Here is a 16,771-nt window from a genome sequence, read left to right as displayed (position 1 = left end):
ATATCGGCTTCACCCGGCAAGGTCAGCGCCAGCGCCCGGAAGGCATGCTCCAGCGCGTCGTCGCCAGCGATGCGRCCGGCGAGCGCGGTCAGCGCGCCTGCGAACTGCGGCTGCTTGCCGCCAAGGATGTTCTTGAACGCGCCGATGGTTGCGTCGGTCAGAAGCGTGTTGAATGCCTGCCAGCGCGAGAACGCATCGCTGTCATGCGAGGCGAGGAAGATCTGGTCTTCCGGCCGTTGCTCGATGCTGAGCGTGATCGGCGCCGAGAAGCCGCGATTGAGCGACAGCACCGGGCGTTCGGAAACGCCCGAAAACGTCACCACATGCTTGCGCTTGCGGACATGGATGACGCCGTTTTCGACCGCCGCACCCTCGGCCGCGTCGAAGGCCATGTCCTTGCCGTCTGAACCTACAAGCCCGAAGGCGAGCGGAATATGCATCAGCCGCTTGCGGCTTTCCGACGGTGTCGGCGGCACCGACTGCTCGACCTCGATGGTGAACTCTGCGGTTGCCGGGTTGTGCGCCGTGGTCACGCTCAGGTTCGGCGTGCCGGCCTGGTGATACCAGAGCGCGAACTGTGACAGGTCGCGGCCCGACACATCCTCGAACACCTTCAGGAAATCCTCGATGGTCGCGGCGTCGCCATCATGACGCTCGAAGTAGAGGTCCATGCCCTGGCGAAACAGCTCCGCACCCAGCACGGTGCGGATCATCCGCACCACCTCGGAGCCCTTTTCGTAGACGGTCGCGGTGTAGAAGTTGTTGATCTCGCGATAGCGCCGCGGACGGACCGGATGGGCGAGCGGACCCTGGTCTTCGGGGAACTGGTGCGCGCGCAGCGTACGCACCTCGGCGATGCGCTTGACCGGCCGCGAGCGCTGGTCGGCGGAGAATTCGTGGTCGCGGAAAACGGTCAGCCCTTCCTTCAGGCAAAGCTGGAACCAGTCGCGGCAAGTGATTCTGTTGCCTGTCCAATTGTGGAAATATTCATGCGCGATGATCGCCTCGATATTGGCGAAATCGGCGTCGGTCGCGGTCTCCTCGTCGGCAAGCACATACTTGTCGTTGAAGATGTTGAGGCCCTTGTTCTCCATCGCGCCCATGTTGAAATCGGACACGGCAACGATGTTGAAGACATCGAGATCGTATTCGCAGCCGAACACCTCTTCGTCCCATTTCATCGAGCGGCGCAATGAATCCATGGCATAGCCAGCCTGGTTCTCCTTGCCATGCTCGACATAGATGCCGAGCTCGACCGAGCGGCCCGAGGCGGTGACGAAACGGTCCTTGATAGAGCCAAGGTCGCCGGCGACCAGCGCAAACAGATAGGACGGCTTGGGGAAGGGGTCGTGCCAGACGGCGAAATGCCAGCCATCGGCAAGCTCGCCATGCTCGACCGGATTGCCGTTGGAAAGCAGCAGCGGAGCTTCCGAGTGCTGCGCTTCGATGCGTACCGTGTACACCGACAGGATATCGGGCCGGTCAAGGAAATAGGTGATGCGGCGGAAGCCTTCGGCCTCGCACTGGGTGCAATAGACCTTGCTGGAGCGGTAGAGCCCCATCAGCGCCTCGTTGTGCGACGGCGCAAGCTCGGTCTCGATCAACAGCGTGAAACGGCCCGAGGCCGGAGGACTGTAGATGACCAGCTGGTCGGGCGTGGCATCGAAGTCGGCGGCGTCAAGCGTTTCGCCGTCGATCTCGATGCGGCGCAGCGTCAGCCCGTCGCCGTCAAGTTCGAGCTGCACCGGCTTGTCGACTTCGGCGCGCCGTTCGATGGTCAGCCGCGCCACAACCTTTGTGCTGTCCTGTCCAAGCCGGAAATCGAGCTCGGTCCTGGGGATCAGGTAGTCGCTCGGCCGGTAGTCTTCGAGACGAAACACCTGTCCGGTATCAGTGCGCATGTGAGTGGCCTTCCTGTCGACTTCCGAACGCTTGATGCGCGCTGGTAGAATAAATATGCGGCCGCTGCTCTTTACACGAAACGCCCCCTCGGCAAAACTGTCCGGGACCGCACATTGCTGCGCTCCTCACCAAATCCTCACGAGGCAGATATGACAATCGTCACGCCGAAATTCGGAATGGGCGCATCCGTATTGCGCGTCGAGGACGGAGCTTTCATCACCGGCAAGGGCCGCTATACCGACGATATCGCGCCAGCCGCCCAGCTGCACGGTTATGTCCTGCGTTCGCCAGTCGCCAACGCCAGTTTCACCATTGGGGCGGTTGAAGCCGCCCGTTCTGCGCCCGGCGTACATCTTGTGCTCACCGGTGCCGATGTCGCCCATCTCGGCGCTCTCAAATCGACCGTCATGCAAAAGCAGCCCGACGGCACCCGCGCGCCAACCCGCGACATTCCGATCCTGTGCCGTGACCGGGTCCACTATGTCGGCGATGCGGTTGCCTTTATTGTCGCCGACAGCCGCGCGCTGGCTCAGGATGCCTCCGAACTGATCGAAGTCGATTATGACGGCGTGGACGCCGCCGCCAATACAGCCACCGCTCTCGACGAAGAGGCGCCGCTGGTGTGGCCCGAACTCGGCACGAACCGTGCGTTTACCTACCATCTCGGCGACAAGGCCAAGACCGACAAGGCTTTCGCCAAGGCGGCGCATGTTACCCGCATTGAGTTCATCAACAACCGCCTGATCTGCAACTACATGGAGCCGCGCTCGGCCATTGGCGAGTGGCGCAAGGACGAAGACCGCTTCGTTCTGACCACTGGATCGCAGGGCGTGCATTCGATGCGCGACATGCTGACCGGCCAGGTCTTCGGCATCRGCGCCGACAAGCTTCGGGTCGTCACTCCCGATGTCGGTGGTGGCTTCGGCACCAAGGCCTTTGTTTATCGCGAGCATGCGCTTGTGCTGGAAGCCGCCAAGCGGCTTGGTCAGCCGGTCAAATGGGCCAGCGACCGCACTGAGCACTTTCTCACTGATGCGCAAGGGCGCGACAACGTCGTCACGGCTGAAATGGCGATGGACAGCAACGGCCGTTTCCTTGGCCTGCGCGTCGACCTGATCTCCAATGTCGGCGCCTATATCTCGCAATATGGTCCGATCATCGCCCATATCGGCGCCAGCATGTCGACCGGCGTTTACGATATCCAGGCGCTCGATGTGGCGATTACAGGCGTCTACACCAACACGTGCCCGGTCGATGCCTATCGCGGGGCAGGGCGCCCGGAAGCTGCCCTTCTTGTCGAGAAGCTGGCCGATGCCAGCGCCCGCGACCTTGGCCTGTCGGTCGACGAGATCCGCCGCCGCAATTTCATCCGCCCCGAGCAGTTTCCTTACCGCACCCAGACAGGGCGGCTCTACGACGTCGGCGAGTTTCAGGCGCATATGGAGCTTTCCATGGAGCGTGCCGGCTGGGCCAGTTTTCCGGACCGGCTCGCGGAGGCGAAGGCGAGGGGAAAGATCCGCGGCATCGGCATGGCGACCTATATCGAGGCCTGCGCCTTTGCGGGTTCCGAGCCGGCGCGCGTCGAACTCAACGCTGACGGCACGGTCTCGGTCTTCATTGGCACGCAGTCCAACGGCCAGGGCCATGCCACGGCCTATGCCCAGTTCGTTTCCGAAAAGCTCAACCTCGACATCGCGAAAATCAGCGTGCTCCAGGGCGACACCGACCAGCTTGCCAAGGGTGGCGGCACCGGCGGTTCGCGCTCGATCCCCCTGGGCGGCGTCTCCGCCTCCCGTGCCGGCGAGGCGTTGGCCGAGAAGCTCAAGAAACTCGCCGCCGACGAACTGGAGGCGGCGGCCGCCGACATCGAACTGGATAATGGCGAAGCGCGCATCGTTGGCACGGACCGCATGATCGACTTCGCCGCCCTCCACGCGGCGGCAAAAAAACCTGACGATCTCAAGGCGATGGGCGAGTTTGTTCAGAACGAAGCAACCTATCCGAACGGCACGCATATCTGCGAAGTCGAGGTCGATCCGGAGACTGGAACGACCGAGGTCATCGCCTACACCATCGTCGATGATTTCGGCGTCACGGTGAACCCGGTCCTGCTTGCCGGCCAGGTCCATGGCGGCGTGGTGCAGGGCATCGGCCAGGCGCTGGCCGAAGAAGCCGTCTACGCGGAGGACGGACAGCTTCTGACCGCGAGCTTCATGGACTACACCATGCCGCGCGCCGACACCGTGCCGTCCTTTCACTTCGAAACCCGCAACGTGCCCTCGACCACCAATGCCATGGGCATGAAGGGCGCAGGCGAAGCTGGCACCATCGGTGCGACACCTTCGGCACTCAACGCCGTGACCGACGCGCTCTATAGAGCCTACGGCATTACCCATATCGAGATGCCGGCAACCCCGGCACGTGTCTGGGCAGCGATAGAGGCGGCCCGGCACAAGTGAAGCATCAGGTGGTACACGGCGCGTCGTCGCCGCTTACGGGCATTGCACTCAAGATCGTTTCGGTTGCCATCTTCGTCGGCATGTCGACCAGCATCAAGGCGGCTGGTGATGTCCCCGCTGGCCAGATCGTTTTCTTCCGCTCGTTCTTCGCTGTCTTTCCGATCCTGATCTTCCTCGCCTTCAAGCGCGAACTGCGTACCGCCGTCGTCACCAAACGCCCGCTGAACCACATTGCGCGCGGCGTCGTCGGCGTCACCGCCATGGGTTTCGGCTTCTTCGCGCTGACCCGGCTGCCGCTGCCCGAGGCGATCACGCTGAATTATGCCCAGCCGCTGCTGGTCGTTGTCTTCAGCGCGCTTTTCCTCGGCGAGACCGTCCGTTTCCATCGCTGGACCGCCGTCGCCGTCGGTCTTTTGGGTGTCGTCATCGTTTCCTGGCCGAACCTCTCCCTGCTCAGCACCGGCATCGGCGACGAGGAAACGCTCGGTGTCGTCGCTGCGCTGGTGGGGGCGGCGATGTCTGCGGTCGCCATGCTTTTGGTGCGCAACCTTGTCCACACCGAGCGCACCTCGACCATCGTGCTGTGGTTTTCCCTGACAGCCAGCGTCATGGMGTTGCTCAGCATTCCTTTCGGCTGGCAATCGCTGACCTGGGAGCAGACGGCCCTGCTCATCACTGCCGGCTTCTGCGGCGGCRTCGCCCAGCTGTTCATGACCGAAGCCTACCGCCACGCCGAGGCCTCGACGGTTGCCCCCTTCGAATATACCTCCTTGATCCTCGGCATCGCGGTGGGCTATTTCGTCTTTGGCGACCTGCCGACCATGTACACCCTGGTTGGTGGCGCCATCGTCATCGGTGCCGGCATCTTCATCATCTGGCGCGAACAGCGCCTTGGTCTGGAGCGCCGCGCCGTCAAGAAGGCGTCGTCGCCGCAATAGCGGTTTGTAAATCAGGAGCCTGCCCGCTCCTCAGAATGATCTGAGGCGACCGATTTCGGTCGAGGGCACATGACAGAGTTCAAGACTTCCGATCCGATAGATGTCGTCATGCCATGGGTCGACGGCAACGATCCCGAACATCAAGCAAGCCTAGCGCGCTTATGGCCGAAGCAGCCTTGGCTCAGACCCGCGAACTATCGCTTTCGCGAAAACGGCGAACTGCGCTATTCGCTCCGTTCGATCCATTTCCATCTGCCCTGGGTCAGGACGATCCATCTCGTCACCAATGGCCAGGTGCCGCCATGGCTCGATCTCGATCATCCCGGGATCAATCTCGTCACCCACAACGACTTCTTCGCCGATCCTGCCGCCCTTCCGGTTTTCAGTTCCAGCACCATCGAGGCCAATCTGCACCGCATTGGCAGGGCAGGCGTCGCCACCAGGTTTCTGCTTTTCAACGACGACTTCTTCGTCGGCCAGCCGGTGCCACGCGGCGAATTCGTGGCGCCGGATGGCCGCGCCAGGTTGCACGCAATGGCTTTCCGCCTGCCGCCGCTGCGCCTCCGAGCCGATCGCTACATGCACGTACTTGGCTTCAACAATTTTCTGCTGACGCTGGCTTTCCGCCGCAGGCGCTGGTCCTATCCGCCGCACCTGCCGCTGATGATCGATCTCGACGACCTTGCCTGGCTGAACGACAGATTCGGGTTTTGGCTGCGCCGCACGGCAAGGCACCGCTTTCGCCAGCGAACGGACGCGCTGGTGCGCGTGCTCTACATCAACGCCATTTCCGAGCGCGACCGCGAACGCGCCGGCGGCGCCCGGCAGGTGAAATTGTCCTGCGAGCATGTCGTGGCCGTGCGGGATACCGACGAGTTCAGCCGGTCGCTGGCCGCACTTGTCGATAGTCCGCCCGCCTTCTTTTGCCTCAACGATGAGATCGACGACGATGCCCGCGCCGTAGTCAGGGCAAGGGAGATGCAGGCCGCGCTTGCCGCGATCTTTCCAAGACCAGCCCCGTTTGAAAGGGATCGACGCAGTGTCCTGCATGCGGCGGCCTCCGCGCCTATTGAGCGGCTAGGCACCTGAGCCGTGCGGCTGTTTCCTCGTCGGCGGGAAAAAACGATTCGATGGCGAGCTCGGAGAGCGTGACATCGAGCGGCGTGCCGAACACGGTGATCGTGCTGATGAAGGACAACACCGCATCGCCCACGCGCAATCGCAGCGGATGAGCGATCGCCAGCGGATCGGGCTGCGTCGGGCGTCCCGCGCGCGGCCCGTCCGGGTAGCTCAAAAGTTCCTTCTCCAGCGCTTCGAGCACCGGATCGCCGGCAGTGTCGTTCTGGTGTTTCAGCCGCTCGATCAAATGCGAACGCCATTCGTGCAGATTGACGATATGCGGTGCCACGCCCCTGGGGTGCAGGCTGAGCCTGAGCACATTGACCGGCGGTGCGAGCAGCGAGGTATCCTCCACGCCTGCCAGCATCGGGCCGAGCGCTGCATTGCCCTCGATCATGTTCCAGTGCCGGTCGACTGCGATCGCCGGATAGGGCTCGTGGCCCTTGAGCACCATGCGCACCGCGTCCATGGCCGGTGCCAGCGAAGGGTGATTGAGCGGCTTTTCGCTGAAGCTAGGCGCAAATCCGGCTGCGAGCAGCAGCTGATTGCGCTGGCGCAGCGGAATGGAGAGCTGTTCTGCCAGATGAAGCACCATGTCGCGGGAAGGCGCCGAGCGTCCGCTCTCCRTGAAGCTCAGATGCCGCTGCGAGATTTCGGCCTCCATGGCGAGATCGAGCTGGCTCATGCGCCGCCTGGTGCGCCATTCGCGGAGGAGGTCGCCTACGGGATTTTGTGTCGTTGTCATGCCGCTACACTAAGCAGACAAATTTCTGATTGCTATTACCTCCAGCGTAATCGCTTACGACCAGCCGTGGTGTGATGTTCGGTCTCAGGAAGGCGCGCTCTAGACGCCTCCACAACAGAGCCAGGAGCTTGCACCATGTCCATCACCGTCACCCCCTTCCTTCGCAATGTACTTTTCGCCGACGCGCTCGTCAGCGGCGCAGCCGGCATCCTGATGATGCTTGGCGCACCTTTGCTTGCGCCGTTGCTCGGACTGCCTGCGGAATTGCTGTTTTGGGCCGGCATCGCGCTGGTGCCATTCGTCGCCATGCTGGTGGTCATCGCGCGTCGCGCCACGGTGTCGAAGCTTGTGATGATCGACATCATCAACATTAACGCACTGTGGGTGATCGGTAGCTTTGGTTTGCTTGTCTCGGGCCTTGTCGCGCCGAACCTGCTCGGCATTGCTTTCGTCACCGCCCAGGCGCTGACGGTCGCGGTCTTTGCCGAATTGCAGTTCGTCGGCATCCGCCGCGCGGCGGTCGCGACAGCGTGAAGGGGCAGGGCAGCGTCAGATGCCGCCCAATTCCCTCAGCTTTGCCTTGACCTCCAGGAAGTCCCGCCACGCAAGTTTCTTGTGGGCGGGATTTCTCAGCAGATACGCCGGATGCAGCGTCGGCATCACGGGAATGACCGTCCCGTCGGCGGTGGTGTGGCTCTTCCAGCTGCCGCGCAGCCGCAGGATGCCTTCCGTAGAACCTGCCAGGAGCTGGGCCGAAGGCCCGCCGAGCGTCACCARCACCTTGGGTTTGGCAAGCGCGACCTGTCGCTCGATGAACGGCCGGCAGATCTCGGTCTCATGCGGCGTCGGGGCGCGATTGCCAGGCGGCCGCCACGGAATCACATTGGTGACAAAGGCTGATTTTCGCTGGACCCCGATGGCCGCAAGGATGCGGTCGAGCAACTGTCCCGCGCCGCCGACAAAGGGCAGGCCCTCAAGGTCCTCGTCGCGGCCGGGCGCTTCGCCCACCAGCATCAGATCGGCGTCAGGGCTGCCTTCGGCAAAGACCATGCTCTTGGCCGTGGCCTTGAGATTGCAGCCGTCGAACCCTTCCATGATCTGGCGCAGCTCATCGAGCGTCGCGGCCTTGGCGGCAAGCTCACGCGCGGCAGCGGCCTGTGCTTCGTCGGGAACGGCGGCGGACGCTGCGGGGCGCGCGGGAGGTGGCGGTGCAGATCGGTCAGATCCAGCGCGAAGCGCCTCGCTCGGCAGTGCCGCTTGCTGCATCGATGCCGCCTGCCTCTGCGCATTTTCGGCAAATCTGTCGATCGGATCGTCGACAAGCGCGTCATCGACGCCCGCCGCCGCATAGAAGGCGAGCAGATCGCGCAGATCCGGACGTTCGTTTCCCGAAATTGAGGCCATGCCCCAGTTTCGGCGTTACGCCGGCGATTTGCAAGTTCACGAGGAGGGAATGCGCGGGTCCTGCACCAGATAAAAGCGCCAGCGCGGCGTATAGTCGGTCAAAAGGAAGCTGAAATCGGCCGCCTCGCCAGGATCGACCTTGCCGTCGGTGAAGCGCAGCCGGTCATAAGGCTCGAAGTCGCGGTTGTATTTGGCAAAGCTGTTTGACGAGATGTTGGAGCTGTCGGTCCGCCGCTGGTCGAAGGACAGCCCGTCGCCGAAATCGCTCGGCTTGCCCTCGATCTCCTGCAATTCGAACTCGAATTCTACCCAGGCCTGGCCACTGTTGTTCAGCGCCTCGATACGCATGAACATGATRCCGTTGGCATAGAAGCCGGAACTGTCGAAAGGTCTGATCGGCCTGATCGTTCGCATCGTCAGCGTCACCGGCGACGAGGATTCGAGTTCCTCCTTGACCACAAACGGGTCTTCTCGCGTGCCGCTGCCCGACACGCCAGTGATGCGAAAGCCGCCAAGCTCGTCGGAAAACGAATAAGCGCCACTGTTCCAGACTTTTTGGTCGGGTCCATTCTCCTGCGAACGACCTTCGCTGCTCAGACATGTCGCAATAAGAAGAGCAGCCCCGGCCAGCATGTGGCGTGTGGGGTGCGAATGCTTCAGTCCGGTCCTGCAGGGCACGTATTGGCGCATGAAGAATCAATGAGCGAATAGGCTGTTGGACAACACCTGTTTTGTGACAGTACGGGCCGTGAGGCACAGCCGGAAGGTGAAATATTTTGACCTTTACGTTAACGTAAGATAATTTGTCGTCTTCTGGAAACATGATCCGGAACCGGTGGTCCGCTTGGCGAACAGCAGGAGCCGGTTTTTCGGACGAAATGACGTTCAAACAGGATGATCGGCCCATTCGGGTTCAATCGTAATGGAATAGGCTCTAGCTCAAACAGCCGATGTGCGGATCGGTCCGGTTTGACGTTTGCCAATGATGCGCTATGCAGCGCCTAGCTACAGATTGCCCTTGGGACAGGGGCTAGCCACGCGGAGGGATTGATGAGCGATATCGAACGCGAGAGCATGGAATTCGACGTTGTCATCGTTGGCGCCGGGCCGGCGGGACTGGCGGCGGCGATCCGGCTCAAGCAGGTCAATCCCGAGCTTTCGGTCGTCGTGCTCGAAAAGGGTGGCGAGGTCGGTGCCCACATCCTGTCAGGCGCGGTGGTCGACCCGATCGGCATCGATCGTCTGCTGCCCGACTGGCGCGATGATGCGGACCATCCGTTCAAGACGCCCGTCACCGACGATCATTTCCTGATCCTCGGCCCGGCAGGCTCGGTCAAGCTGCCGAACATGTTCATGCCGCCCTTGATGAGCAATCACGGCAACTACATCGTGTCGCTCGGCAATGTCTGCCGCTGGCTGGCCACAAAGGCCGAAGCGCTCGGCGTCGAGATCTATCCCGGCTTTGCCGCCTCTGGCCTGCTCTACAATGATGAAGGTGCCGTCACCGGCGTCGTCACAGGCGACATGGGCGTCGAGCGTGACGGTTCGCATGGTCCGTCCTTCGCGCCGGGCATGGCGCTTATGGGCAAGTACGTGCTGATCGGCGAAGGCGCGCGCGGGTCGCTCGCCAAGCAGCTGATCGCCAAGTACGACCTCGGTGCCGGCCGCGAGCCGCAGAAATTCGGTATCGGGCTCAAGGAATTGTGGCAGGTCGCGCCCGAGCACCACAAGCCAGGCCTTGTCCAGCATTCCTTCGGTTGGCCGCTCGACTTCAAGACCGGTGGTGGTTCATTCCTCTACCACCTCGAAGACAACATGGTGGCCGTCGGCTTCGTCGTTCACCTCAACTACAAGAACCCCTATCTCGCGCCTTTCGAGGAGTTCCAGCGCTTCAAGACGCATCCGGCGATCCGCCACACCTTCGACGGTGCCAAGCGGCTGTCATATGGTGCGCGCGCCATCACCGAGGGCGGCTACCAGTCGGTGCCGAAGCTCAGCTTCCCTGGCGGCGTTTTGATGGGCTGCTCGGCCGGGCTGGTCAACGTGCCCCGCATCAAGGGGTCGCACAACGCCGTGCTGTCGGGCATGCTTGCCGCCGAACATGTCGCCGAAGCGATCGCCGCTGGCCGCGCCAATGACGAGCTCGCCTCCTACGAAGCCGCATGGCGTTCGACCGACATCGGCAAGGACCTGAAGAAAGTCCGCAACGTCAAGCCGTTGTGGTCGCGTTTCGGCACGCTGCTTGGTGTCGGCCTTGGCGGTCTCGACATGTGGCTCAACACGCTGTTTGGCGTTTCGCCCTTCGGCACGATGAAGCACGGTAAATCAGACGCACAGTCGCTCGAGCCGGCCTCGAAGCACAAGAAGATCGATTATCCCAAGCCCGACGGCGTACTCACCTTCGATCGCCTCTCGTCGGTGTTCTTGTCCAACACCAACCACGAGGAGGACCAGCCGGTCCACCTCCAGGTCAAGGACATGGACCTGCAGAAACGCTCGGAATACGAAATCTTCGCGGGCCCGTCGTCGCGCTACTGCCCGGCTGGCGTCTACGAGTGGGTCGATGCCGACGGCAATTCGATCGCCGGCGAGCCCGGCCATGCCGATGCGAAGTTCGTCATCAACGCGCAGAACTGCGTCCACTGCAAGACCTGCGACATCAAGGACCCCAACCAGAACATCAACTGGGTGCCGCCGCAGGGCGGCGAAGGGCCGGTCTATCCGAATATGTGATTGCGCGCGCTATCGCGCTCTGACAGTTGCAACGGCCCGGAAATCATCGCGATTTTCGGGCCGTTTGCTTATCCGCGCGGCGTTGTGCCGGTCTGCGAAGACACCGTCTCGGTTTCGGCGTCTTCGGAAGGTGTGGGCGCATCGCGGAACGAGAATTCGACCAATAGCGGCCGGTGGTCCGAACCGGCGTCCTCGCCCATCGTCACCGAGTGCACCACGACGTCGCCCTTGGCCATGACATGGTCGATGGTCAGCCCGGCAAAACGCATGAATTCAGGCAAGGAGAAGCTCAGCCAGGTGCGGCCGGCGGCAGGCATCAGCGTCAGCCCGCCAGCCTTGGCCACGCGCGACACGGTCGCGCTCCAGGGCGTGGCATTGAAATCGCCGCCTAGCAACGCGTTGTCGGAGAGCGAGGCAAAATCGCTGCTCATTTTGGTCACCTGCCGCGACTGCTCGAAAGGCCACGGCCAGCCAAGGTGAAGGGCGGCAACATCGGTCGCCCGTCCACCGAAATCGACCCTGGCGATTGCGAGCGCGCCGTTGCCGAAACATTGCGGCTGGGTACCTTCGGCAAATGGCCGGCGCGACAGGATCGCAACCCCGAACACGTTGTTCGGATAGCCACAAAGCATGCGGTAGGGATAGCGGGCAAACAGCGGTTGCAGCTTGCCCTTCCACATTTCCGACATTTCTTCGAAGGTGATCACGTCAGGCTGCATCCGGCCGACCAGCGACAGCACCTTTTCGGGATAGGCGTTGTCGTAGCGCAGGTTCATCTGCAGCATCTTGTAGATCGGCCGATTTTCGGCGCGCGGCTGGATCCCCGCATGCACCGGTCCGAGGCCCGGCAGGGGAAGCGCGCTGGAGGTCGTCGAAAGCGCTGCCGCGCCGAACGCGAGTGCGGCAATCGCCTGCCAGCGCAGCGACGTGAACAGCAGCGGCACCGCAGCCAGCATCATCAGCACGGCCAGATGCACCCGGAAATGGGCGAATGAATCGAGTGCTGGATGCCAGTTGCCGAAAAACCCCGCCACCAGCGGCAGCGAAACAAGCATCATCACCAAAAAACAGGCAATCTTGCCTGAATTGTAAAAAGCCATGGTCGTCATAGCAGCTTCATGTCGCCAGAATTGCGGCCCATTGATGATCGATTATGTGCCGCTTGATCGTCGCTGCAAAGTGACCCAAGCAATACCATTTGGCGTAGTCGTGCCGGCAACCTCAGTTGAAATGCGATACGAACCGTGAGACCGATGGGCCGAACGGCTCACCAGTGTCCACGGCTGTCTTTCGTGGACGCAGCAACTGCCTTGCGGAGAATGGAATGAACAAAGCCGCCCATCATTGGCTGCGGGCATGCGCGGTCGTGCTCGCTGCCGTTTCATCGGGCGCCCGCGCCGAAGGCCAGACCATCGAACAGGTCAAGACTTACGCCATATCGGGCACCACGGCGGCTGAGCTTTATGCCTCGATCGGCGAGCGCGGGCCGCAAGCCGGTATGGGGCGCGCCATCGCCCACACCAATTTCAAGCTCACCTGGCAGCGCAAATACGAGCCGCAAGTCGGCGCCTGCACGCTGGTCTCGGCCAAGCCCAAGCTCATCATCACCTATACCTTGCCCAAACCGTCCGGCCGCTTGCCGGCCGATCTGCAGCAGCGCTGGGATGTCTTTTACGAAGGCGTCCGGCGCCATGAGCTGGTGCATGGCCAGATGATCAAGGACATGGTGGCAACAATCGAAAAGACGACGATTGGCGTGTCCGTTGCCAACGACCCGAACTGCAAGAAGGTCAGGCAGGAGATCATCAAGCCGCTGTCGGAAGCGTCTTTGGCGCAACGCGAGAAAAGCCGCGACTTCGACCGCATCGAACTCGGCGACGGCGGCAACGTCCACCGCCTGATCCTCGGCTTCGTCAACGGGCAATAGCAGTCGCGCCCGCAGCTTGCAGGCGCGACGGAACCCAGCGTTACTGGAACCCAGCGTTACTGGAACGCCGTTTCGGCGAAGCTGCGCAGCTTGCGCGAATGCAGCCGCTCATTGGGCATTTCAGCGAGCTTTTCCATGGCGCGTATGCCGATGGTCAGATGCTGCGCCACCTGCCGCTTGTAGAATTCCGTCGCCATGCCCGGCAGCTTGAGTTCGCCATGCAGCGGCTTGTCGGAAACGCACAACAGCGTGCCGTAGGGCACGCGGAAGCGGAAGCCGTTGGCAGCGATCGTCGCTGATTCCATGTCGAGCGCAATCGCGCGCGACTGCGACAGGCGCTGCACCGGGCCGCGCTGGTCGCGCAGTTCCCAGTTGCGGTTGTCGATGGTCGCCACGGTTCCCGTGCGCATGATGCGCTTGAGGTCGTAGCCGGATAGCCCGGTCACCTCGGCGACCGCCTCCTGCAATGCCACCTGCACCTCGGCCAGCGGCGGGATCGGAATCCATACCGGCAGGTCGTCGTCGAGCACGTGGTCCTCGCGCACATAGGCATGCGCCAGCACATAGTCGCCGAGGGCCTGGGTGTTGCGCAGGCCGGCACAGTGGCCGAGCATTAGCCAGGCATGCGGCCTGAGCACCGCGATGTGGTCGGTGATGGTCTTGGCGTTGGACGGGCCGACGCCGATATTGACCATGGTGATGCCGGCATGGCCCGGCTTCTTGAGATGGTAGGCCGGCATTTGCGGCAGCCGTGCCGCCGGAGTTCCCGCCGACGGCGCCGTGTCGCCGGCTTTCGTCACCACGCCGCCGGGTTCCACGAACTCCGTATAGCCGCCGCCGCCCTTGGCCATCAGCTCGCGGGCCAGCACGACGAACTCGTCGATATAGAACTGGTAGTTGGTGAACAGCACGAAATTCTGGAAGTGCTGCGGCGTCGTTGCCGTGTAGTGCGCAAGCCGGTGCAGCGAATAGTCGATGCGCTGGGCAGTGAACGGCGCCAGCGGCCGGGATTCGCCGGGCATGATCTCGAAGGTGCCGTTGGCGATATGGTCGTCGGTACCGTCGAGGTCCGGCACGTCGAACAGGTCGCGGATCGGCCGCTGGATGCGGTCGGCGGCGGCACCGTCGACATGTGTGCCCTCGAGGAAGGCGAAATGCAGCGGGATCGGCGTCGTCGATTCCGAGACGGTTATCGCCACGCCATGATTGCGCATGATCAGCTTCAACTGCTCGGTGAGGTAGCTTTCAAACAGGTCCGGGCGGGTGATCGTTGTCGAGAAATGCCCCGGCGTCGGCATGTGGCCGTAGGCCTGGCGGGAATCGACCTGCGAGTAGGACGTCGTGGTGACGCCTACTTCCGGGTAGAAGGCGCGGAACCGCACATTGGTGTCGGCGCCGGCTGCAAGTGAGGCGAAGGCTTCGCGCAAGAAGGCGGTGTTGCGCTCATAGAGCTTCTGCAAAGCTGCCACGGCTTCGGTGGCATCGGTGAAGCTCTGCCGAGGAAACGGCAGCGGCGAGGAGATGGATTCGATGGGCTGAGGATAGATTCGCTTTTCCATGGCCTATTATAGAGACCAATTATGACGGCTGCGAGGGGGCCGTGTTGCGGTCCTGTTAATTCCCTTAATCACGCTGCAAGCTGATCAGCAGGACGAAGCCAACGCCGCCATTGCGGGCAGCAGGGGCTTCGATGGTCGAGCCCGAGTCGCCACGCAGCTGCGGCACGGCCAGCACCGGGGCGGCGAGAACCATCAGGATCAGCAAAGCCCTCGGCAGGAGCCGTAGGGTCTTGATGATCTGGGTTGCGGTGCGGGTCATGGGCGTTGGCTTTGCTTTTGGAGCTCTGTTGATGTCGTTGCTTTTGTGGGCGCAGATCAGTCCGTCTTCGAAGACGTAAGTTCCCAGGAGCGGGCAGGGCGGCTGGTCTCGGCGACGAGGGTGGCAAACATGATCCCGAACAGGGCGCTGAGCAGACAGACGATGGTGAACCGGCGAGCGAGCATTGGTGTCTTCCCCTTCAATGGATCGGACTATGCCTGGCTGCGACTGAACGGGTTCTGAGACCTCCGTTCATCTTCGGTTCAAATTTATTGACAGCGTGTAGACCGTCCGCAGGGTTGTGTTTCGCCCGCCCACGCATATCTCCACGGTATCGACATCAACGGAGACTGCGGAATGACCAGCCAGACATTGCCGATCGAGCTCTATTATTGGCCCACGCCCAACGGCTGGAAGATTTCGATCATGCTGGAGGAGCTCGGCGTCCCCTACACGGTCAAATACGTCAACATCGGCAAGGGCGAGCAGTTCGAGCCGTCATTCCTCAACATCGCACCCAATAACCGCATGCCGGCCATCATCGATCCCGAGGGTCCGAAGTCTGATGGCAAATGGGGCGGGGAGCCCATCTCGATTTTCGAGTCAGGCGCGATCCTGCAATATCTCGGCCGCAAGTTCGGCAAGCTCTATCCCGCCGACGAGCGTGGCCGCGCCGAGGTTGATCAGTGGCTGTTCTGGCAGGTCGGCGGCCTGGGGCCGATGGCCGGCCAGGCGCATCACTTTCGTCAGTATGCGCCGGAAAAGATCGCCTACGGCATCGACCGCTACACCAATGAGGTCAATCGCCTCTATGGTGTGATGAACAAACGCCTGGCCGATCGCGAATTCCTGGCCGGCGACTATTCGATCGCCGACATCGCTTCAATCGGCTGGGTGAAGCCCTACAAGAACCAGGGGCAGGAAATCGACGATTTCCCTCATCTCAAGCGCTGGTTCGAAACGCTCATGGCCCGTCCGGCGGTCATCCGCGGCATGGCGGTCGGGGAAGACCATCGTCGCAATCTCGCCGACGACAAGGAAGCCCAAAAGGTGTTGTTCGGCCAGAAGGCCAGGGCGTGAGCAGCGAGTAGGGAACAGCGAATAGCRAATAGCGAGTAGAAATTAGGGAGTGGCGCGCCGGCTTCGGCCCGCCATTCCCTCACTACTCATCGCTCATTCAGATTTTCGACCAGTTCTGCGTCTTGCAGATCAGCCCGCCGAGCACGCAGCCCTTCATCTTGAGGTTCGAGCCGGCGAGGCTGGCCTTGCCGTTGTAGGTCTTGTCGTTGGCAGGGTCGGTGATCTCGCCTGAATAGGCGCTTCCGCCGTCGGCGTTGAAGGTGCCGATCTTCTTGCCTGCGTGCTTGCCGTCTTTCAGCGTGATGCAGAAGCTGCTGCCGCACGACGCGATTGCTGCGATTGAGCCGGCTTCCGTCTTCCAGTTGCCTTCGATCGGATCGGCATAGGCCGCACCGGCCATCATCAAGGTGGCCGCCATGGCCAGGCTCATCTTGCGAAGCATTGAAATCCTCCCGGTTGATATCTGCGTAATGGCGCTCTCCCACACCTGACGTTTACGCAAACGTAAGCGTAATGCAGCCGCCGCGAAAGCGAAAGCGGTGCCGCAAGGGAAGCCGCGAGCATTTTTTGACGGCGCAAACGCGCCTTCGACATCCAAAAGTTCATCGATCGCAGCACGTGAATGCGTCGCGTGGTTATCAAAGGC

General features: G+C 62.1%; 16 protein-coding genes. 7 read left to right on the top strand and 9 right to left on the bottom strand.

Translation table 11 applies throughout. The features are described from left to right. A partial coding sequence (gene pepN, locus AC1DUU_RS07405) for an aminopeptidase N (RefSeq protein WP_476782774.1) occupies window positions 1-1,901 on the bottom strand: 1,901 nt, incomplete at its 3' end. Between the two features lie 150 nt (window positions 1,902-2,051). Between pepN and AC1DUU_RS07400 the strand changes: the two genes are divergently transcribed. From AC1DUU_RS07400 to AC1DUU_RS07390, 3 genes are all read left to right on the top strand, one after another. Then, the gene (locus tag AC1DUU_RS07400) at window positions 2,052-4,361 is read left to right on the top strand and encodes a xanthine dehydrogenase family protein molybdopterin-binding subunit (RefSeq protein ID WP_476782773.1); all 2,310 of its coding nucleotides are present in this window, start codon (window positions 2,052-2,054) and stop codon (window positions 4,359-4,361) included. Beyond that, on the top strand, window positions 4,358-5,299 hold the full coding sequence (locus AC1DUU_RS07395; protein ID WP_476782772.1) for a DMT family transporter: 942 nt from the start codon (window positions 4,358-4,360) through the stop codon (window positions 5,297-5,299). The genes AC1DUU_RS07400 and AC1DUU_RS07395 overlap by 4 nt, the downstream gene beginning before the upstream one ends. A 69-nt stretch (window positions 5,300-5,368) precedes the next feature. Then, on the top strand, window positions 5,369-6,388 hold the full coding sequence (locus AC1DUU_RS07390) for a Stealth CR1 domain-containing protein (protein ID WP_476782771.1): 1,020 nt from the start codon (window positions 5,369-5,371) through the stop codon (window positions 6,386-6,388). On the opposite strand, the gene AC1DUU_RS07385 is transcribed toward AC1DUU_RS07390, so the two are convergent. Beyond that, window positions 6,366-7,163, bottom strand: coding sequence for a helix-turn-helix domain-containing protein (locus tag AC1DUU_RS07385; protein ID WP_476782770.1), 798 nt, complete (start codon window positions 7,161-7,163; stop codon window positions 6,366-6,368). The genes AC1DUU_RS07390 and AC1DUU_RS07385 overlap by 23 nt on opposite strands. A 135-nt stretch (window positions 7,164-7,298) precedes the next feature. Here AC1DUU_RS07385 and AC1DUU_RS07380 point away from each other — a divergent pair, with 135 nt between their 5' ends. Continuing rightward, on the top strand, window positions 7,299-7,697 hold the full coding sequence (locus AC1DUU_RS07380; RefSeq protein ID WP_476782769.1) for a hypothetical protein: 399 nt from the start codon (window positions 7,299-7,301) through the stop codon (window positions 7,695-7,697). Between the two features lie 15 nt (window positions 7,698-7,712). Here AC1DUU_RS07380 and AC1DUU_RS07375 read toward each other — a convergent pair whose 3' ends face one another. Further along, complete coding sequence (locus AC1DUU_RS07375) at window positions 7,713-8,567, bottom strand: uracil-DNA glycosylase (RefSeq protein ID WP_476782768.1); 855 nt, start codon at window positions 8,565-8,567, stop codon at window positions 7,713-7,715. Between the two features lie 36 nt (window positions 8,568-8,603). Next, window positions 8,604-9,200, bottom strand: coding sequence for a carbohydrate-binding protein (locus AC1DUU_RS07370; protein WP_476782775.1), 597 nt, complete (start codon window positions 9,198-9,200; stop codon window positions 8,604-8,606). Window positions 9,201-9,617: 417 nt separating this feature from the next. Here AC1DUU_RS07370 and AC1DUU_RS07365 point away from each other — a divergent pair, with 417 nt between their 5' ends. Beyond that, window positions 9,618-11,300 carry an electron transfer flavoprotein-ubiquinone oxidoreductase gene (locus tag AC1DUU_RS07365; protein ID WP_476782767.1) on the top strand — a complete coding sequence of 561 codons (1,683 nt, stop codon included), beginning with the start codon at window positions 9,618-9,620 and terminating at the stop codon, window positions 11,298-11,300. Between the two features lie 68 nt (window positions 11,301-11,368). Here the strand turns inward: AC1DUU_RS07365 and AC1DUU_RS07360 are convergent, their stop codons facing one another. Continuing rightward, entirely contained in the window at window positions 11,369-12,409 is a 1,041-nt protein-coding gene (locus AC1DUU_RS07360) for an endonuclease/exonuclease/phosphatase family protein (protein ID WP_476782766.1), read from the bottom strand. Window positions 12,410-12,624: 215 nt separating this feature from the next. On the opposite strand from AC1DUU_RS07360, the gene AC1DUU_RS07355 reads away from it, so the two are divergent. After that, entirely contained in the window at window positions 12,625-13,227 is a 603-nt protein-coding gene (locus tag AC1DUU_RS07355) for a DUF922 domain-containing Zn-dependent protease (RefSeq protein WP_476782765.1), read from the top strand. 56 nt (window positions 13,228-13,283) lie between these two features. Here AC1DUU_RS07355 and AC1DUU_RS07350 read toward each other — a convergent pair whose 3' ends face one another. From AC1DUU_RS07350 to AC1DUU_RS07340, 3 genes are all read right to left on the bottom strand, one after another. Continuing rightward, window positions 13,284-14,786, bottom strand: coding sequence for an AMP nucleosidase (locus tag AC1DUU_RS07350; RefSeq protein WP_476782764.1), 1,503 nt, complete (start codon window positions 14,784-14,786; stop codon window positions 13,284-13,286). Between the two features lie 64 nt (window positions 14,787-14,850). Beyond that, window positions 14,851-15,045, bottom strand: coding sequence for a hypothetical protein (locus AC1DUU_RS07345; protein ID WP_476782763.1), 195 nt, complete (start codon window positions 15,043-15,045; stop codon window positions 14,851-14,853). Window positions 15,046-15,101: 56 nt separating this feature from the next. Then, complete coding sequence (locus tag AC1DUU_RS07340; RefSeq protein ID WP_476782762.1) at window positions 15,102-15,230, bottom strand: hypothetical protein; 129 nt, start codon at window positions 15,228-15,230, stop codon at window positions 15,102-15,104. 172 nt (window positions 15,231-15,402) lie between these two features. Between AC1DUU_RS07340 and AC1DUU_RS07335 the strand changes: the two genes are divergently transcribed. Further along, on the top strand, window positions 15,403-16,125 hold the full coding sequence (locus AC1DUU_RS07335; protein ID WP_476782761.1) for a glutathione S-transferase family protein: 723 nt from the start codon (window positions 15,403-15,405) through the stop codon (window positions 16,123-16,125). Between the two features lie 97 nt (window positions 16,126-16,222). Here the strand turns inward: AC1DUU_RS07335 and AC1DUU_RS07330 are convergent, their stop codons facing one another. After that, window positions 16,223-16,567, bottom strand: a complete 345-nt coding sequence (locus AC1DUU_RS07330) for a DUF2147 domain-containing protein (protein WP_476782760.1) — start codon at window positions 16,565-16,567, stop codon at window positions 16,223-16,225. Between the last annotated feature and the right edge of the window lie 204 nt (window positions 16,568-16,771).

The organism is Aminobacter sp. P4_H6_2 (assembly GCF_056400805.1).
This window is presented reverse-complemented; position numbering and strand designations above follow the sequence as displayed.